This window comes from Acidimicrobiales bacterium (assembly GCA_036399815.1).
In the GTDB taxonomy this organism is placed as follows: domain Bacteria; phylum Actinomycetota; class Acidimicrobiia; order Acidimicrobiales; family DASWMK01; genus DASWMK01.
Genome location: DASWMK010000180.1, coordinates 1 through 17,224, shown reverse-complemented (window position 1 = coordinate 17,224; position 17,224 = coordinate 1). Strand labels below are relative to the sequence as shown.

General features: G+C 75.2%; 17 protein-coding genes. 12 read left to right on the top strand and 5 right to left on the bottom strand.

Features of this window, described 5'->3' with window-relative positions:
* The 9 genes from VGB14_13265 to VGB14_13225 form a co-directional block, all read left to right on the top strand.
* On the top strand, nucleotides 1-1,451 hold a 1,451-nt coding region (locus tag VGB14_13265; GenBank protein ID HEX9993892.1), incomplete at its 5' end, for an ABC transporter ATP-binding protein.
* A complete protein-coding gene (locus tag VGB14_13260) occupies nucleotides 1,448-2,617 on the top strand; it encodes an ABC transporter permease (GenBank protein ID HEX9993891.1) in 1,170 nt (389 codons plus the stop codon). The genes VGB14_13265 and VGB14_13260, both read left to right, overlap by 4 nt.
* The gene (locus VGB14_13255; protein HEX9993890.1) at nucleotides 2,617-3,924 is read left to right on the top strand and encodes an ABC transporter permease; all 1,308 of its coding nucleotides are present in this window, start codon (nucleotides 2,617-2,619) and stop codon (nucleotides 3,922-3,924) included. Before VGB14_13260 ends, VGB14_13255 begins: the two co-directional genes overlap by 1 nt.
* 4 nt (nucleotides 3,925-3,928) lie before the next feature.
* Nucleotides 3,929-4,327 (top strand): cytidine deaminase, encoded by a 399-nt coding sequence (locus VGB14_13250; GenBank protein ID HEX9993889.1) that lies wholly within the window; start codon nucleotides 3,929-3,931, stop codon nucleotides 4,325-4,327.
* Nucleotides 4,324-5,598 (top strand): thymidine phosphorylase, encoded by a 1,275-nt coding sequence (locus tag VGB14_13245; protein HEX9993888.1) that lies wholly within the window; start codon nucleotides 4,324-4,326, stop codon nucleotides 5,596-5,598. Before VGB14_13250 ends, VGB14_13245 begins: the two co-directional genes overlap by 4 nt.
* A gap of 192 nt (nucleotides 5,599-5,790) precedes the next feature.
* Nucleotides 5,791-6,513, top strand: a complete 723-nt coding sequence (locus VGB14_13240) for a transglycosylase SLT domain-containing protein (protein HEX9993887.1) — start codon at nucleotides 5,791-5,793, stop codon at nucleotides 6,511-6,513.
* 12 nt (nucleotides 6,514-6,525) lie between these two features.
* Entirely contained in the window at nucleotides 6,526-7,638 is a 1,113-nt protein-coding gene (locus tag VGB14_13235) for an adenosine deaminase (protein ID HEX9993886.1), read from the top strand.
* Between the two features lie 63 nt (nucleotides 7,639-7,701).
* Nucleotides 7,702-8,310, top strand: coding sequence for a LysE family transporter (locus tag VGB14_13230; GenBank protein ID HEX9993885.1), 609 nt, complete (start codon nucleotides 7,702-7,704; stop codon nucleotides 8,308-8,310).
* Nucleotides 8,311-8,328: 18 nt separating this feature from the next.
* The gene (locus tag VGB14_13225) at nucleotides 8,329-8,931 is read left to right on the top strand and encodes a DUF2231 domain-containing protein (protein ID HEX9993884.1); all 603 of its coding nucleotides are present in this window, start codon (nucleotides 8,329-8,331) and stop codon (nucleotides 8,929-8,931) included.
* Here VGB14_13225 and VGB14_13220 read toward each other — a convergent pair.
* The 3 genes from VGB14_13220 to deoC are packed head-to-tail and all read right to left on the bottom strand — an operon-like array spanning nucleotide 8,882 to nucleotide 12,206.
* Nucleotides 8,882-9,763 carry an aldehyde dehydrogenase family protein gene (locus VGB14_13220; protein ID HEX9993883.1) on the bottom strand — a complete coding sequence of 294 codons (882 nt, stop codon included), beginning with the start codon at nucleotides 9,761-9,763 and terminating at the stop codon, nucleotides 8,882-8,884. The genes VGB14_13225 and VGB14_13220 overlap by 50 nt on opposite strands.
* A complete protein-coding gene (locus VGB14_13215) occupies nucleotides 9,760-11,247 on the bottom strand; it encodes an aldehyde dehydrogenase family protein (protein ID HEX9993882.1) in 1,488 nt (495 codons plus the stop codon). The genes VGB14_13220 and VGB14_13215 overlap by 4 nt, the downstream gene beginning before the upstream one ends.
* Nucleotides 11,247-12,206 carry a deoxyribose-phosphate aldolase gene (gene deoC, locus VGB14_13210; protein HEX9993881.1) on the bottom strand — a complete coding sequence of 320 codons (960 nt, stop codon included), beginning with the start codon at nucleotides 12,204-12,206 and terminating at the stop codon, nucleotides 11,247-11,249. Before deoC ends, VGB14_13215 begins: the two co-directional genes overlap by 1 nt.
* 163 nt (nucleotides 12,207-12,369) lie before the next feature.
* On the opposite strand from deoC, the gene upp reads away from it, so the two are divergent.
* On the top strand, nucleotides 12,370-12,993 hold the full coding sequence (gene upp / locus VGB14_13205; protein HEX9993880.1) for a uracil phosphoribosyltransferase: 624 nt from the start codon (nucleotides 12,370-12,372) through the stop codon (nucleotides 12,991-12,993).
* Nucleotides 12,994-13,000: 7 nt separating this feature from the next.
* Here upp and VGB14_13200 read toward each other — a convergent pair whose 3' ends face one another.
* Both VGB14_13200 and VGB14_13195 read right to left on the bottom strand, forming a co-directional pair.
* Nucleotides 13,001-13,369: a VOC family protein gene (locus VGB14_13200; GenBank protein HEX9993879.1), complete on the bottom strand. Its 369-nt coding sequence runs from the start codon at nucleotides 13,367-13,369 to the stop codon at nucleotides 13,001-13,003.
* Nucleotides 13,369-15,063: a phospho-sugar mutase gene (locus tag VGB14_13195; GenBank protein ID HEX9993878.1), complete on the bottom strand. Its 1,695-nt coding sequence runs from the start codon at nucleotides 15,061-15,063 to the stop codon at nucleotides 13,369-13,371. Before VGB14_13195 ends, VGB14_13200 begins: the two co-directional genes overlap by 1 nt.
* 31 nt (nucleotides 15,064-15,094) lie before the next feature.
* Between VGB14_13195 and VGB14_13190 the strand changes: the two genes are divergently transcribed.
* Complete coding sequence (locus tag VGB14_13190) at nucleotides 15,095-16,024, top strand: queuosine salvage family protein (protein ID HEX9993877.1); 930 nt, start codon at nucleotides 15,095-15,097, stop codon at nucleotides 16,022-16,024.
* Between the two features lie 50 nt (nucleotides 16,025-16,074).
* The gene (locus VGB14_13185; protein HEX9993876.1) at nucleotides 16,075-17,082 is read left to right on the top strand and encodes a GntG family PLP-dependent aldolase; all 1,008 of its coding nucleotides are present in this window, start codon (nucleotides 16,075-16,077) and stop codon (nucleotides 17,080-17,082) included.
* Nucleotides 17,083-17,224: the final 142 nt, after the last annotated feature.

The window sequence follows — 17,224 nt, the reverse complement described above, 5'->3', positions numbered from 1 at the left end:
CCGGCAAGTCGACGTTGATGAACGTCCTGTTCGGCCTCTACCGGCCGGACGAGGGCGAGATCCTGCTCGACGGGAAGCCGGTCGCCTTCCAGAGCCCGGCGGACGCGATCAAGGCCGGGATCGGCATGGTGCACCAGCACTTCATGCTGGTCCCGGTCTTCTCCGTCACGGAGAACGTGATGCTCGGCGTCGAGCCCACCGGGCGGCTCGGCATCGTCGACCGCCGGGAGGCACGGCACCGCCTGGCCGACCTGTCGGAGCGCTACGGCCTGGCCGTCGACCCCGACGCCATGGTCGAGGACCTGCCGGTCGGCGTGCAGCAGCGGGTCGAGATCCTGAAGGCGCTCTACCGCGAGGCCGACTGCCTGATCCTCGACGAGCCCACGGCCGTGCTCACCCCGTCGGAGATCGACGAGCTCCAGGCCGTGGTCGAGACCCTGCGGACGAGCGGCCGGTCGATCGTCTTCATCAGCCACAAGCTGCGCGAGGTGCGGGCCTTCGCCGACCGCATCAGCGTGCTCCGCCGGGGCGAGGTCGTCGGCCACACCACCCCGGCCGAGAGCGACGAGCAGCAGCTGGCCACGATGATGGTCGGCCGCGAGGTGAAGCTGGTGGTCGACAAGCCGCCGGCGAAGCCCGGCGAGCCCATCCTCGAGGTCGAGGGCCTGGAGGTGGTCGACGAGCGCGGGCAGCGGGTCGTCGACGGCGTCAGCTTCGAGATCCGGGGCGGCGAGATCCTCGCCGTCGCCGGCGTGCAGGGCAACGGCCAGACCGAGCTGGTCGAGGCCATCACCGGGCTGCGGCCGCCGGCGGCCGGCACCGTGCGCCTCGACGGCGAGGACGTGACCGGCGCCCGGCCCGGCGCGCTGTTCGGGCGGGGGGTCGCCCACGTGCCCGAGGACCGCCAGCGCGACGGCCTCGTCGGCGGGTTCCCGGTGAAGGACAACCTCGTCCTCAACGTCTACAAGAGCGCGCCGTTCGCCAAGGGGGTGCGGGTCGACCGCAAGGCCATCCGCTCCTCGGCCGAGCGCCTCGTGGAGGACTTCGACATCCGCACGCCGTCGGTCGACGCCGCCGCCTCGACCCTGTCGGGCGGCAACCAGCAGAAGGTGATCGTGGCCCGGGAGTTCTCCCACGCCCGCCGCCTGCTGGTCGCCTCCCAGCCGACGAGGGGCCTCGACGTCGGCTCCATCCAGTACATCCACGCCCGCATCGTCGAGAAGCGCGACGACGGGGTCGCCGTGCTGATCGTGTCGTCCGAGCTGGACGAGGTGCTGGCCCTCGCCGACCGCATCGCGGTCATGTACCGGGGCCGCATCGTCAGCATCCTCGACCGCGGCGAGACCAACCGCGACGAGTGCGGCCTGCTGATGGCGGGGGCCAGCCGGCAGGACGCGGCCGCCGCCGCCCAGTCGGCCCCGGCGACCGCCGAGCCGGAGGTGGTGACGTGAGCACGGCTGCCGGCGCCCTCCAGCGGGGCGGGCGGCTGGCGTCCAACCTGCTGCTGCCGGTGCTCGCGCTGCTGACCGCGCTGGCCGTCGGCGCCGTCGTCATCATCTTCTCGGACCCGACCACGCTCGACTCGTGGCGCTCGTTCTTCGCCGACCCGGGCGAGGCCCTGAGCGGCTCGTGGCAGGTCGTCCACGACTCCTACCGGGCCCTGTTCGACAGCTCGCTCGGCAGCGTCCAGGGCCTCTCCGAGACGCTCACGGCGGCGACTCCGCTCATGCTGGCCGGCCTGTCCGTGGCGCTCGCCTTCCGGGCCGGCCTGTTCAACATCGGCGGCGAGGGCCAGATCATCGCCGGGTCCATCGCCGCCGGCTGGGTCGGGTTCACCTTCGACCTGCCCACGATCGTCCACCTCCCCCTCGCCCTCGTCGCCGGGTTCGTCGGCGGGGCGCTGTGGGGGGCGATCGCCGGGGTGCTCAAGGCCCGCACCGGGGCCCACGAGGTCATCACGACGATCATGCTCAACTTCATCGCCCTGCGGCTGCTCGACTACCTGCTGACGACGGAGTCGTTCCTGCGCCCCGGGCGGGCCGACCCGATCTCGAAGCAGGTGGCCGACACCGCCGAGCTGCCCCGCCTGTCGGACAACCCGATCTACCGGCTGCACCTCGGCTTCCTGATCGCGCTGGCGGCGGCGCTGTTCGTGTGGTGGCTGCTGTTCCGGTCGACGGTCGGGTTCCGCATGCGGGCCGTCGGCACCAACCCGAACGCCGCCCGCTACGCGGGGATGAGCGTCGGCGGCACGTGGGTGCTGTCCATGGCCCTCGCCGGCGGGCTGTGCGGGCTCGGCGGGACGGCCCAGCTGCTCGGCGTGGAGCACACCCTCACCGGCGGGTTCAGCGGCGTCGGGTTCGACGCCATCGCCCTCGCCCTGCTCGGGCGGTCCAACCCGCTCGGCGTCGTCGGCGCCGCCCTGCTGTTCGGGGTGCTGCGGGCCGGGTCGGTGGGCATGCAGGCGGCGACGTCGACCCCGGTCGACATCATCGTCGTCATCCAGGCGCTGATCATCGTGTTCGTCGCCGCGCCGTCGCTGATCCGGGCCGTCTACCGGATCAAGGCCGACCGAGTGGCGGGCGACCAGCGCTTCGCCACCGGCTGGGGGGCCTGATGACCACCGCCACCACCGCACCGGCCAAGGGCGCCGACCGCCGCCCGACCAAGGACGCCCCGACCACGCCGAAGCGCATGAGCCAGCGCCGGCGGGTGACGATCGGCGTGCTCCTCGTCGCCCTCGGCGGGGCGATGATCGTGCTGTTCGGCGCCGGCTCGGGGGCCGGGCAGGAGTCGACGTTCGGCCTGAACCCGCGTGACCCCGCCATCTCCATCCCCGACCTCACCGTGCCGAGCCGGGCCACCGGCTACGTGCTCGGGCTCGTGTGCGCGGCGATCGGCGGCGTGCAGCTGGCGAGGGGGTTCGGCCGCCGGGCCTACCTCGTGCTCGGCGTCGTCATCGTGCTGTTCGTGTTCGCGTTCCTCGCCTGGGCGGCCAGGGGCACGTCGTTCAGCCTCCTCGGCATGCTCGAGAGCACCGTGCTGCGGGCCACGCCGCTCACGCTCGGGGCGATGTCGGGCGTGCTGTGCGAGCGGGCCGGCGTGATCAACATCGCCATCGAGGGGATGATGCTGACCGCCGCCTTCACCGGCGCGCTGGTCGGCAGCGCGGCCGACAACCTGTACGTGGGCCTGGCCGGCGGGATCCTGATCGGCGCGCTGCTCGGGCTGGTGCTCGGCCTGCTGTCGATCCGCTACCGGGTCGACCAGATCGTCGGCGGCACCGTCCTCAACATCTTCGCCCTCGGCATCACGAGCTACCTGTCGGCGCGCGTGCTGACGGAGTACCAGGAGCTGAACAACCCGGGGGTGTTCGGCGGGATCAGCATCCCGCTGCTGTCGGACGTGCCCATCCTCGGGCCGCTGTTCTTCAGCGCCAACATCTTCGTGTACCTGATGCTGGCCCTCGTCGCCGTCATCACGTTCGCCCTGTACCGGACCCGCTGGGGGCTGCGGGTGCGGGCCGTCGGCGAGCACCCGCGGGCGGCCGACACGGTCGGCATCGACGTGCTGCGCACCCGCTACCGCAGCGTGGTCATGGGCGGCGCGGTGGCGGGGCTGGCCGGCTCGTTCTTCACGCTCGGCTCGGTCGGGCGCTTCGACGAGAACATGACCGCCGGCCGCGGGTTCATCGCCCTCGCCGCGCTGATCTTCGGCCGCTGGCACCCGGCCGGCGCGCTCGCCGCCGCCCTCGTGTTCGGCTTCGCCGAGTCGCTCCAGACCAAGCTCGCCATCCTCGACACGCCCATCCCGTCGGAGTTCCTGCTGATGGCGCCGTACCTGGTGACGATCCTCGTCGTCGCCGGCCTCGTCGGCCGGGCCCGGCCGCCCGCCGCCGACGGCATCCCCTACGAGAAGGGCTGAGCCGGTGGCCACCGACGTCGACTGGGGCTCGCTCCGCCAGGTGGCCCGCTCGGCCGCCAGCCGGGCCTACGTCCCCTACTCCCGCCTGTCGGTCGGCTGCGCCGCGCTGGTCGACGACGGCCGCGTGGTGGCCGGCTGCAACGTCGAGAACGCGTCCTACGGGCTGACCCTGTGCGCGGAGTGCGGGCTGGTGTCGGCGCTGCACGCGGGGGGCGGCGGCCGGCTGGTGGCGTTCACGTGCGTGGACGGCACCGGCCAGTTCCTCACCCCGTGCGGGCGCTGCCGCCAGCTGCTCCACGAGCACGGCGGTCCGCAGCTGCTGGTCGACGGCCCGGACGGCCCGACCACGCTCTCGGTCCTCCTGCCCGGCGCCTTCGGCCCCGAGGACCTGCCGGCCAAGTGAACGCCGTCGACGTCATCCGCGCCAAGCGGGACGGCGGCGCCCTGTCCGACGAGCAGATCCGCTGGTTCCTGCGGGCCTACACCGACGGCGAGGTGGCCGACGAGCAGGCCGCAGCGCTGCTGATGGCCGTCGTGTGGCGGGGGCTCGACCCGCGGGAGCTGGCGACGTGGACGGCGACGATGATCGAGTCCGGCGAGCGCCTCGACCTGTCCTCGGTCGGCCGGCCGACGGTCGACAAGCACTCGACCGGCGGCGTCGGCGACAAGGTGTCGCTCGTGCTCGCCCCGCTCGTCGCCGCCTGCGGCGCGGCCATGCCCCAGCTGTCGGGGCGGGGCCTCGGCCACACCGGCGGCACGCTCGACAAGCTCGAGGCCGTGCCCGGCTGGCGAGCCTCGCTCACCAACGAGGAGTTCCTCGGCGTGCTGCGCGACGTCGGCTGCGTGATCTGCGCGGCCGGGCCCGGGCTGGCGCCGGCCGACCGCAAGCTCTACGCCCTCCGCGACGTCACCGGGACCGTCGAGTCCATCCCGCTGATCGCCTCGTCGATCATGTCGAAGAAGATCGCCGAGGGCACCGAGTCGCTGGTGCTCGACGTGAAGGTCGGGACCGGCGCGTTCATGGCCGACGTCGACCGGGCCCGCCGGCTGGCCGAGACGATGGTCGAGCTCGGGCGGGCCCACGGCGTGCGGACGGTCGCGCTGCTCACCACCATGGACACGCCCCTCGGCCGCACCGCCGGCAACGGGCTCGAGGTGGCGGAGGCCGTCGAGTGCCTGCGGGGCGGCGGCCCGGCCGACCTGCGCGAGGTCACGGTCGCGCTGGCGGCCGAGATGCTGGCCCTGGCCGGCGTGGGCGGGCGGGACGAGGCCGAGGCGGCCCTCGACGACGGGTCGGCGTTCGACCGGTGGCTGGCCGTCATCCGGGCCCAGGGCGGCGACCCGGACGCGCCCCTCGCGGAGGCGCCCGAGCGCCACGTCGTCACCGCGCCGGCGAGCGGGTTCGTGCGCCGGCTGGACGCCAGGGCGGTCGGCGTGGCTGCGTGGCGGCTGGGCGCCGGCCGGGCCCGCAAGGAGGACCGGGTGAGCCCGGTGGCGGGCGCCGTCTGCCTCGCCAAGGAGGGCGACGCCGTCGAGGAGGGCCAGCCCGTGCTCGAGCTGCACGCCGAGGACCGGTCCCGCTTCGCGGCCGCCCTCGACGCCCTGGACGGCGGCCTCGAGGTCGGCCAGGAGCCGCCCGAGCCCCGCCCGCTGGTCCTCGACCGCATCGCCTGAAACCGTTCCGGTTTTCAAACCCGTTTCGAGAGGGTAAACAGGGGCCGGGCGAAGGGGCCTTCGTGGGTCGCGTTCGCCCACGCGACCCGTATGCCAGCACAGCGACTCGCCCGCCGACCCCCCGTCATCCGACCGGCCGGACCGCCCGTCGCCCGGCCCGTCGAGCCCGGGAAGACGTTCACGCGGGCCGGGATGAAGATCGGGCTGTCCCTCACCCTGCTCGCCAGCGTGGGGTTCACCGCCATCCACCTCGACGGCCGGGCCGTCGACGAGGGGCGCCAGGTCGCCGCCGTCCCCACCACCCAGGCCCCGCCGCCGCCCACCACCCCGTACCACGTGCGGGAGGGCGACACGCTGTCCTCGGTGGCGGTCCTGTACGGCGTCGACACCGAGCGGCTGGCCGAGGCCAACGAGCTGGCGCCGCCGTTCCTGCTCACCCCCGGCCAGGTGCTCGCCGTGCCGTCGACCTTCGCCGCCGGCACCCGGGTCGGCCTGCCGGCCGAGATCCGGGGCGACCCCGAGCGCCGGGCCCTCGTCCCCGTGTTCGTCCGCCAGGGGGCCGACTACGGCGTCCCGGCCGAGCTCCTCCAGGCCGTCGCCTGGCGGGAGTCGCAGTGGACGGTGTCGGCGAGGAGCCCGAAGGGCGCCGTCGGCCTGTGCCAGCTGATGCCGGGCACGTCGTCGTGGATCGCCGAGTCGCTCGTCGGCGCCCCGCTCGACCCGGCCAGGCCGGCCGACAACATCCAGATGGCGGCCGCCTACCTCCGCTGGCTGCTCGACCGCTACCACGGCGACCTGGCCACCACGCTGGCCGCCTACTACCAGGGCCACGGGTCGATCAACGGCGGGTGGTACGACGACACGGTGGCCTACGTCACCGACGTCCTGCACCTGCGGGCGCAGTTCGTCGGCTAGACCGGTCGGTCCATGAGCGACCGCCCCACCCTGGAGAGCATCCGCAGCGCGCCAAAGGTCCTCCTGCACGACCACCTGGACGGCGGCGTCCGCCCGCGGACGGTGGTGGAGCTGGCGAAGGAGACCGGGTACGACCGGCTCCCGACCGAGGACGTGGACGAGCTGGCCCGGTGGTTCACGGCGGGCGCCGACCGGGGCGACCTCACCCTGTACCTCGAGACGTTCAAGCACACCGTCGGCGTGATGCAGACGAAGGACGCGCTGGAGCGGGTGGCGGCCGAGTGCGCCGAGGACCTGGCCGACGACGGCGTCGTCTACGCGGAGGTGCGCTTCGCGCCCGAGCTGCACCTGGAGGGCGGGCTCACCCTCGACGAGGTCGTCGAGGCCGTGCTGGCCGGGTTCCAGGCGGGCAGCCGGGGCCGGCGCATCACGATCGGCACCCTGTGCACGGCCATGCGGACGGCGGCCAACTCCGGCGACATCGCCGAGCTCACCCTGCGCCACCGCGACGAGGGCGTCGTCGGGTTCGACATCGCCGGCGCCGAGGCCGGCCACCCGCCCACCCGCCACCTCGGCGCCTTCCAGAAGGTCGCCGGGGCCAACAGCCACATCACCATCCACGCCGGCGAGGCGTTCGGGCTGCCGTCCATCCACGAGGCCCTCCAGTTCTGCGGGGCCGAGCGGCTCGGGCACGGCGTGCGCATCGTCGACGACATCACGCGCACGCCCGACGGCGGCGTCCACCTCGGCCGGCTGGCCAGCTTCGTGCGCGACCGGCGGGTGCCGCTCGAGATGTGCCCGACGTCGAACGTGCACACCGGGGCGGCGCCGTCGATCGCCGAGCACCCGATCGGCCTGCTGGCCCGGCTGCGGTTCCGGGTGACGGTCAACACCGACAACCGGCTGATGAGCGGCGTCACCCTCAGCTCCGAGCTGGCGACCCTGGCCGACACGTTCGGCTACGGGTGGACGGACCTCGAGTGGTTCACGATCAACGCCATGAAGAGCGCGTTCTGGCCCTTCGACAAGAGGCTGCGCATCATCGACGAGCTGATCAAGCCGGGCTACGCGGCGCTGCGGGCCGCCGCCCTCGGCGCGTCCGGGCCGCCGGTCCCCGTCGCCTGACCGCCGCCTGCGCGGGCGTAATTCCCCGGCGCGCCGGGCCCGCCGTCGTCCACATTGTGCGCCGTGGAGGCGCTGTTGGAGGGGCTGCTGGCCGGCTACGGGATCGCCGTGCCGGTCGGCGCGGTGGCGGTGGTGATCGTGGGCGCCGCGGCCCGGCACGGGCGCCGGGCGGGGATGGCGGCGGGCGCCGGCGCGGCGACGGCGGACTTCGTGTACGCCACGGTGGCCGCCGCCGCGGGCACGGCGGCGGCGTCGGTGGTGGCGCCGGTCGAGCGGCCGGCCCGGCTCGTCGCCGGCGGCGTTTTAGTGGTGATCGCTCTGGCGATGGTCGCGCGACTCTGGCGGCGGCGCCCCTCGGTCGAGCGGGCCGTCGCTCCCCCGCCGGCCGGCCGCCTGTACGCCGGCGTCCTCGGCCTCACCCTGGCCAACCCCGTGACCCTCGTGTACTTCGCCTCGCTGATGGTCGGCCTGCCCGACGGCGTGCTCGACGGCTTCGCCGACCGGGTCGCGTTCGCGCTGGCCGCCGGCGCCGCGTCGCTGTCCTGGCAGTGGCTGCTCGCCGCAGCCGGCGGCCTGCTGCACGGCCGCCTCACCCCGACGATGGAGCGGGCCACCACCCTCGTCGGCTCGGCCACCGTCGCCACCCTCGGGCTGCGGATGGCCCTGCGCTGACGGGGGTAGCGGCCGGGCATGGTCGCCCAGTCCCGCCTCTACCGGACCGCCGTGCGCCTCGAGGACGCCGCCGCGCAGGACGGCCCGGTCGGCGTGCTGGCCGCGGCCGCCCGCCGCACCGTCACCGGCCCCCGGCGGCGGTCCGTGCTCGGCGGTCGGTGGCTCGGCCACGCCCTCCACCCGCTGCTGACCGACGTCCCCCTCGGCACGTGGATGAGCGCCTCGTTCCTCGACCTGGCCGGCGGCCGCGCCGCCCGCCCGGCGGCGCAGCGCCTCGTCGCCGCCGGGCTGGTCGCCTCGCTCCCGACGGTCGCCGCCGGCCTGTCCGACTGGACCGTGACCACGCGGGGCCAGCAGCGGGTCGGCGTCGTCCACGCCGCCGCCAACACCGCCGCCCTCGGGCTCTACGCCGCCTCGCTGGTCGCCCGCCGCCGCGGCCGCCACCCCGCCGGCGTCGGCCTCGGCCTGCTGGGCGCGACCGCGGCGAGCGTCGGCGGCTTCTTCGGCGGCCACCTCGCGCTGGCCACGGACGCGTCCGAGCGGGCCAGCAGGGACGCCGTCGGGCTCGCCCCTACGCCCCCTTCGGGTGCCACACCGTCTTCATCTCCATCAGCGCCGTGATGGCGTAGGGGGACTGGGCCCGGTCGCCGGTCCAGTCCCGCTCGGCCGGCGAGGCGGCTACGGTGCGCTTGACGTTGTCGGCGCCGGCGGCCTCGGCCTCGGCGGCGAGGGCCGGGTCGTCCACGCCGGTCAGGTCGACGGCGTCGACGTCGAGGTGGGCGGCCAGCCAGGGCACCAGCTCGGCGCGGTGGCCGGTGAGCACGTTGACGACGCCGCCGGGGAGGTCGGAGGTGGCCAGCACCTCGGACAGGGTGACGGCCGGCAGCGGCCACCGCTGCGAGGCCAGCAGCACGACCGTGTTGCCGGCGGTGACGGCGGGCGCCAGGCGGGACACGAGGGCGAGCAGCGGGCCCTCGTCCGGGCACACCACGCCGACGACGCCCATCGGCTCGGGGCTGGTGAAGTTCACGTACGGACCGGCCACCGGGTTGACCGTGCCGGCCACGTGGGCGACCTTGTCGGCCCAGCCGGCGTACCAGACCCAGCGGTCGATGGCGACGTCGACCTCGCGCTCGGCCGCCTTGCGCGACGCCCCGCCGGCCGCCACCTCCTCGACGAACTGGGCCCGCCGGCCCTCCATGACCTCGGCCACCCGGTACAGGATCTGGCCCCGGTTGAACGCCGTCCGCCCCGCCCAGCCGTCGTAGGCCTTGCGGGCGGCGACGACGGCGTCGCGCAGGTCCTTCCGGCTGGCCCGCACGACGTGGGCGGCGAGCGAGCCGTCGCCCGCCGTCACCGGGTACGAGCGCCCCGACTCGGAGCGGGGGAACTGGCCGCCGACGTAGAGCTTGTAGGTCTTGCGGACCGGCAGCCGGTCCTCGCCCCGGCTCACGCGTCGACCGCCACGCCGTCGTCGAGGACGAGGTAGGGCGACAGCCCGTGCAGGCCGCCCTCCCGCCCGAACCCGCTCTCCTGGTAGCCGCCGAACGGCGACGACGGGTCGAAGCGGTTGAACGTGTTCGTCCACACCACGCCGGCCCGCAACCGCTCGGCCATCCAGAGCGTGCGCGACCCCTTCTCGGTCCACACGCCGGCGGACAGGCCGTAGGGCGTGTTGTTGGCCTTCACGATCGCCTCGTCCGGCGTGCGGAACGTCAGCACCGACAGCACGGGCCCGAAGATCTCCTCGCGGGCGACGCGGTGGCTCTGGCTCACGTTGGTGAAGATCGTCGGCCGGAAGAACCAGCCCCGCTCGGGCAGCGGGCAGGCCGGCTGGTAGATCTCCGCGCCCTCGCTCACCCCGTGCTCGACCAGCTCGGTGATGCGGTCGAACTGGGCCTTGGAGTTGATGGCGCCGACGTCGGTGTTCTTGTCGAGCGGGTCGCCGACGCGGATGGTCGACAGGCGGTCGCGCAGGCGGGCGAGGAACGGCTCGGCGATGGACTCCTGCACGAGCAGCCGGGAGCCGGCGCAGCACACGTGGCCCTGGTTGAAGTAGATCCCGTCGACCACGCCCTCGACGGCCTGGTCGAGCGCGGCGTCGTCGAACACGATGTGGGCGGCCTTGCCGCCGAGCTCCAGCGTCACCCGCTTGCCGGAGCCGGCGATGGCCCGCTGGATGGCCTTGCCGACCTCGGTCGACCCGGTGAACGCGATCTTGTCGACGCCGGGGTGGCTCACGATCGCCGCGCCGGTCCGCCCCGCGCCGGTGACGATGTTGACGACGCCGGGCGGGAGGTCGGCCTCCTGGCACACCTCGGCCAGCAGCAGCGCGGTCAGCGGCGTGGTCTCCGCCGGCTTCAGCACGACGGTGTTGCCGGTCGCCAGGGCCGGGGCGATCTTCCACGCCGCCATCAGCAGCGGGAAGTTCCACGGGATGACCTGGCCGGCCACGCCGAGGGGCCGGGCCCGCCGGCCGGGGAAGGCGTAGCCCAGCTTGTCGGCCCAGCCCGCGTAGTAGAAGAAGTGGGCGGCGGCCATCGGGATGTCGAAGTCGCGCGACTCCTTGATGGGCTTGCCGCCGTCGATCGACTCGAGCACGGCGAACTCGCGCGCCCGCTCCTGGAGCTGGCGGGCGATGCGGTACAGGTACTTGGCCCGCTCCCGCCCGGGCAGGTCCCGCCAGCGCCGCTCCCAGGCGGTGCGGGCGGCGGCCACGGCGACGTCGACGTCCTCCTCGCCGGCCTCCGCGACGGCGCAGAGGCGCTCCTCGGTGGCCGGGTTGACGCTGTCGAACGTGCGGCCCGAGCGGGGCTCGACGAACTCGCCGTCGACGAACAGCCCGTACTCGTCGCGGATGTCTACGACGGCGGTCGACTCCGGCGCGGGCGCGTACTCGAGGGTGAACCCGTCGGCGAACGGCTGCAGGTCGCCCATCAGTCGATCGTGGTGTAGCGGGCGGCCGAGTAGCGCCCGGTCCGCTGGAACTGGATCTGGAGGATCACGTCGTTGAGGAGGCTCGAGGCCCCGATGCGGAAGCGGTCGGGGGTCAGCCAGGCCGGGCCGAGGGTCTCGGCGATGATCACGAGGTGCTGCCAGGCCTGCTTGGCGGTGCGGATGCCGCCGGCCACCTTCAGGCCGGCCTCCCGGCCCGTCTGCTCGGCGAAGTCGCGGATGGCCTCGGCCATGCAGAGGGCGACCGGGTGGGTGGCGGCGGGGCTGATCTTGCCCGTGCTGGTCTTGATCACGTCGGCCCCGGCCACGAGCGCCAGCATGCTCGCCTTGCGCACGGCGTCGTAGGACCCGAGCTCGCCGGTCTCGAGGATCACCTTGAGGTGGGCCGGGCCGCACGCCTCCTTCGAGGCGGCCACGTCGTCGAACACCTCGCGGTAGCGCCCGGAGAGGAACGCGTTGCGGTTCAGGACGATGTCGACCTCGTCGGCGCCGTCGGCCACCACCCGGCGGATCTCGTCGACGCGCAGGTCGATGGGCGACTGCCCGCTCGGGAAGGCGCCGGCCACGCTGGCCACCTTCACCCCGGTGCCGGCCAGCCGCTCCTTGGCGTGGCGGACGAGCGACGGGTACACGCACACGGCCGCCACCGACGGGATCGACGGGTCGAGCGGGTCGGGCCGCAGCGCCTTCGAGCACAGCCCGGTGACCTTGCCCGGCGTGTCCGCCCCCTCCAGGGTGGTGAGGTCCATGCACCGGATGGCGAGGTCGAGCGCGGCCAGCTTGGACGCCTTCTTGATCGACCGCCCGCCGAGGGCGGCCGCCCGCTTCTCCAGGCCGACGGCGTCGACCGGCGTGACCCGCACCGCCACCCCGTCGACGGCCGGCGCCGTCCACGGCGGCCCCCCGCCCGGCCGCTCCACCTCGGCCAGCACCGTGCTCACGACGGCGGCACGGGCCGCAGGCCCGACCCTTCCCCCGGCTCGCGAGCGGGTGGCAGCGCGGGGTGGGGCCCGGCCCGCCGGGACCGGGACGGGGCCCCCGCCGGACGGGACCCGTGAGTGCTCATGACGACGACCGTACTGCCTTGGGCAATGATGCGGGCCCGTGCGCTCCAAGGTCATCAACCACCCGCTCGTGGCCGACCGGCTGGTCCGCCTCCGGGACCGCGAGACGCCGATGGCCGCCTTCCGGGCCGCCCTCGACGACATCGCCGGGTTCCTCGTCTACGAGGCGCTCCGGTCGACGCCCACCACCCGGCTGTCGATCGAGACTCCCGTCGGGCCGGCGACCGGCATGGTCGTGGACCCGCCGCCGCTCGTCGTCCCCGTCCTCCGGGCCGGGCTCGGCATGCTGGCCGCGGCCATGCGGCTGCTGCCCGACGCCGAGGTCGGCTTCGTCGGCCTGAAGCGCAACGAGGCCACCCTCGAGCCCGACCCCTACGTCACCACCGTCCCCCCCGACCTCGCCGGCCGTCGGGTGCTCGTGCTCGACCCCATGCTGGCCACCGGCGGGTCGGCCGAGCACGCCTGCCGGCTGCTGGCCGACGCCGGCGCCGGCCTCCAGACCCTCGTCTGCGTGCTGACCGCGCCGGAGGGGCTGCTGCGGCTCGAGCGCAGCGGGCTGTCGGTCGAGGTGGTGACGGCGTCGATCGACCGGCACCTGGACGAGCGGGGCTTCATCGTCCCCGGCCTGGGCGACGCCGGCGACCGCCAGTTCGGCGTGGCCTGACCGTCCGCTACGGCTGCTCCGGGTGGTGGCGGAGCACGCAGAACTCGTTCCCCTCGGGGTCGGCCATCACGACCCAGGGCACGTCGCTCCCCTGCCCGATGTCGGCCCTCGTGGCGCCGAGGCCCAGCAGCCGCTCGACCTCCGCGTCCCGGTCGTCGGGGTTGAGGTCGACGTGGACCCGGTTCTTGCCGGCCTTCGCCTCCGGGACCCGCACGAACACCATGCCGGGGAAGCTGGTCTCGTCCCTGGCGATGGCGACCTCGTCGCCGTCCTCGTCCTGGAACACGACCTGCCAGCCCATGACCTCGGCCCAGAACCGGGCGAGGGCCGACGGGTCGGCGCTGTCGAAGGTGACGCAGAACCACTTCAGGGGCATCAGCCGATGCTAAGCGCCGCCGCCGTCGCAGCCCGCAGCCGGGCCAGGGTGGCAGCCGCCTCCCGGCGGGCGGCGCCGTACCCGCCGTCGCCGTCGGGCACCGGCACGACCACCTCGAAGTAGACCTTCAGCTTCGGCTCGGTGCCGCTCGGGCGGACGATGACCCGGCCCCCGCCGGCCAGGGTGAGCACGACCCCGTCGGCCGGGGGGAGCCGGCGGCCCTCGCGCAGGTCCTCCACCTCCTCGACCCGGTCGTCGCCGATCGCCGCCGGCGGGGCGTCGGCCAGCCGGTCGACCACCTCGCCCCGGCGGGCGATGCCGTCCAGGCCGGGGAAGCGCACCGACCACTGGTCGGTGGCGTGGAGGCCGAAGCGGCGGGCGATGGCGGCCAGCCGATCCACGACCGTCTCGCCCCTGGCCGCCAGCCACGACGACAGCTCGGCCATGGCGAGCGCGGCGGTGAGCCCGTCCTTGTCCCTGACGAGGTCGCCGACGGCGTAGCCGAGGGCCTCCTCGTAGCCGAACACGAAGCGCAGGGACGGGTCGTCGATCGCCGGCCGGACGATCCACTTGAACCCCGTCAACGTCTCCACGTGGCGCACGCCGGCGGCCGCCGCCATGCGGCCGAGGAGCCGGGACGACACCAGGCTGCTGGCCACCAGCCGGTCGCCCGACGGGTCGCCCTCGGCCAGCAGGTAGTCGCCGAGCAGCCAGCCGACCTCGTCGCCCCGCAGCACCCGCCAGCCGCCCGCCTCGGCGGGGTCGGGGACGGCGACGGCCAGCCGGTCGGCGTCGGGGTCGTTGGCCAGCACGAGGTCGGCGCCCGTCTCCTTCGCCAGGGCGAGCACGAGGTCGAGGGCGCCGGGCTCCTCCGGGTTGGGGAAGGCGACGGTCGGGAAGTCGGGGTCGGGCGCCGCCTGCTCGGCGACGACGGCCGGCGCGGCGAAGCCGGCCCGCTCCAGGAGGGCGGCCAGCGCCGCGCCGCCGACGCCGTGCAGCGGGGTGGCGGCGATGCGGGCCGAGCGGGCCTCCGGGTGGGGGGTGACGCCGGCGGCGGCGGCCAGGTACGCCTCCAGCACCTCGTCGCCGAGCAGCTCGATGCGGGGGTCGAGCGGCGGGGCGAGGGGCACCGAGGCCAGCGGGCCGACGGCGTCGATGGCGGCGGAGATGTCCCGGTCGGCGGGCGGCACGATCTGGGCGCCGTCGCCCAGGTACACCTTGTAGCCGTTGTCGGCCGGGGGGTTGTGGCTGGCGGTGACCATCACGCCGGCGCCGGTGCCGAGGTGGCGCACGGCGAAGGCCAGCACCGGGGTGGGCAGGGGCCCGGGCAGGACGAGGGCGCGGATGCCGGCCCCGGCCATCACCGCGGCGGTGTCCGCCGCGAACGCATCGGACTTGTGGCGGGCGTCGTAGCCGACGACGACGCCGGCGCCCGCCGCCTGCGGGTCCCGCTCGAGCAGGTAGGCGGCCAGGCCGGCGGCGGCCCGGCGGACGAGCGCCCGGTTCATGCGGTTGGGCCCCGCGCCCAGCGCGCCCCGCAGGCCGGCGGTGCCGAACTCCAGCCGGGCCCCGAACCGCTCCCGCAACCCGTCGCCGTCCCCGGCGGCCAGCACCGCCTCGAGCTCGGCCCGCGTGTCCGGGTCGGGGTCCTCGGCCAGCCAGGCCCGGGCGGCCGCCTCCAGGTCGTCGGTCACCGCCCGAGCGTAGGGGCGGTACGAAGGAGGGGTGAGCGTGCTGGAGGAGGTGCGGGGGCGGTGCGCGGAGGTCGCCGGCCGGGGGCGGTTCGTGCGGGTGGTCGACGAGCGGGTGCCGGGGTACGCGGCGTCGCTGCCGGACGAGGCCGGGCGGGCGGTGGCCGACCCGCTGTTCCACGACGCCGGGTCGCCGGAGGCGACGGTGGCGTTCGTCCTCGTCTTCGGCAGCGTCGCCTTCGGCTCGGGCTGGTTCCCGCACCTGCGCAAGCTGCCGGGGCGGTCCGGCACGCTCACCGTCGCCACCCGGCTGCGGGCCTGGTTCGACGCCGAGGGGCCGCCCGCGGCCGAGCGGCTCACCTTGCTCGACCGGGACGACCTCGCGACCATCCTCGACCAGCCGGCCGACGGGCCGGCCGGGGAGCTCATGGGCCTCTACGCGCTGGCCCTGCGCGACCTCGGCGCCCACCTGCTCGACCGCCACGGCGGGCGCTTCGACGGCCCGGCGGGGGCGGCCGGCGACTCGGCCGCCGCGCTGGTGGAGGACCTGACCGCCATGCCGCTCTACCGCGACGTCTGGCGGGGGGTGCCGTTCCTGAAGCGGGCCCAGCTGACGGCGGCCGACCTGGCCATCGCCACCGGCCACCGCTTCGCCGACCTCGACCGGCTCACCCTCTTCGCCGACAACCTCGTGCCCCACGTGCTCCGCCTCGACGGGGTGCTCGCCTACGACCCCGGCCTGGTGGCGAGGATCGAGGCCGGCGACCTCCTCGCCGCCGGATCGGAGGAGGAGGTCGAGATCCGGGCCGCGGCCGTCACCGCCGTCGAGCGCATCGTCGACGCCCTCCACGCCGCCGGGCGCCCGGGGACGGCGGCCACCGTCGACCACCTGCTCTGGCGCCGGGGCCAGGGGGCGACCTACAAGGCCGTCCCCCGCCACCGCTGCCGCACGACCAGCTACTGACGGCCGCGGCCAGGTCGGCTCCGGGGACGCGGCTGGGTACGGTGCCCGGCATGTCCGGATGGGTCGATCTCCGGTCCGACACGGTCACCCGCCCCACCCCGGCGATGCGGCGGGCCATGGCCGACGCCGAGGTGGGCGACGACGGCTACGGGGAGGACCCGACCGTCCGCCGCCTCGAGGAGGAGCTGGCCGCCCGGGTCGGCAAGGACGCCGGTCTGCTGGTGCCGTCGGGGACGATGGGCAACCAGGTGGCCATGCGCCTGCTGGCGCCGCCCGGCAGCGTCGCCGTCGCCGGCCGCCGCCAGCACGTCGTGCTGAACGAGCGGGGCGCGACGGCCCGCAACGGCGGGGTGCAGATCGTGACCGTCGACGACGAGGGCGGCGTGGACCCGGCCGACGTGGGCGCCGCGCTCGAGGAGGCGGCGTACTTCCACCTCCGGCCCTCGCTCGTGTGCATCGAGGACACCCACATGTTCGCCGGGGGGCTGCCCTGGGAGCTGGACGACGTCGCCGCGGTGGCCGCCTTCGGCGTGCCCGTGCACGTCGACGGCGCCCGCCTGTTCAACGCGGAGGTGGCGACGGGCGTGCCGGCGGCGGCCGTCGCCGCGCACGCGTCGACCGTGTCCTGCTGCCTCTCGAAGGGGCTCGGCGCCCCGGTCGGGTCCGTCCTGGCCGGTGACGCCGACGTCATGGCCGAGGCCAGGGACGAGCGGCGCCGGCTGGGCGGCGGCATGCGCCAGGCCGGCGTGTTCGCAGCCGCCGGGCTGGTCGCCCTGCGGACGATGGTCGACCGCCTCGCCGAGGACCACGAGCGGGCCAGGCGCCTGGCCGAGGCCGTGGCCGAGCGGTGGCCGGGGTGCGGGCTCGACCCCGCCGCCGTGCGCACCAACGTGGTCGTGTGGCGCCACCCGGACCCGGCCGCCGTCGTCGACCACCTGGAGTCCGAGGGGGTCAGGGCCAGGACCGTCGCCCCCGGCACCCTGCGCTTCGTGACCCACCACGAGGTCGACGACGAGGGGGTCGACCGGGCGGTCAAGGCGCTGGCGTCGGCCCCCTGAGCGCGCCGATTGCCGCCGGCGGTGGCCGGGTACGGGTGTCCGTGATGTCCGAGGCGGGGGGCAACGCGCCGCGCGGGCCGTTCGTGGGCCGGTCGGTCGAGATGGCGCGCGTCCTCGCCGTGCTCGACCGGGCCGGCGACGG

Bases quoted from the DNA above. Each gene is read 5' to 3' on its own strand.
- VGB14_13225 (HEX9993884.1), top strand. From the start codon at position 8,329: ATGGTCGCCCAGTCCCGCCTCTACCGGACCGCCGTGCGCCTCGAGGAC.
- VGB14_13200 (HEX9993879.1), bottom strand. From the start codon at position 13,369: ATGCCCCTGAAGTGGTTCTGCGTCACCTTCGACAGCGCCGACCCGTCG.
- VGB14_13240 (HEX9993887.1), top strand. From the start codon at position 5,791: ATGAAGATCGGGCTGTCCCTCACCCTGCTCGCCAGCGTGGGGTTCACC.
- VGB14_13185 (HEX9993876.1), top strand. From the start codon at position 16,075: ATGTCCGGATGGGTCGATCTCCGGTCCGACACGGTCACCCGCCCCACC.
- VGB14_13235 (HEX9993886.1), top strand. From the start codon at position 6,526: ATGAGCGACCGCCCCACCCTGGAGAGCATCCGCAGCGCGCCAAAGGTC.
- VGB14_13255 (HEX9993890.1), top strand. From the start codon at position 2,617: ATGACCACCGCCACCACCGCACCGGCCAAGGGCGCCGACCGCCGCCCG.
- VGB14_13215 (HEX9993882.1), bottom strand. From the start codon at position 11,247: ATGGGCGACCTGCAGCCGTTCGCCGACGGGTTCACCCTCGAGTACGCG.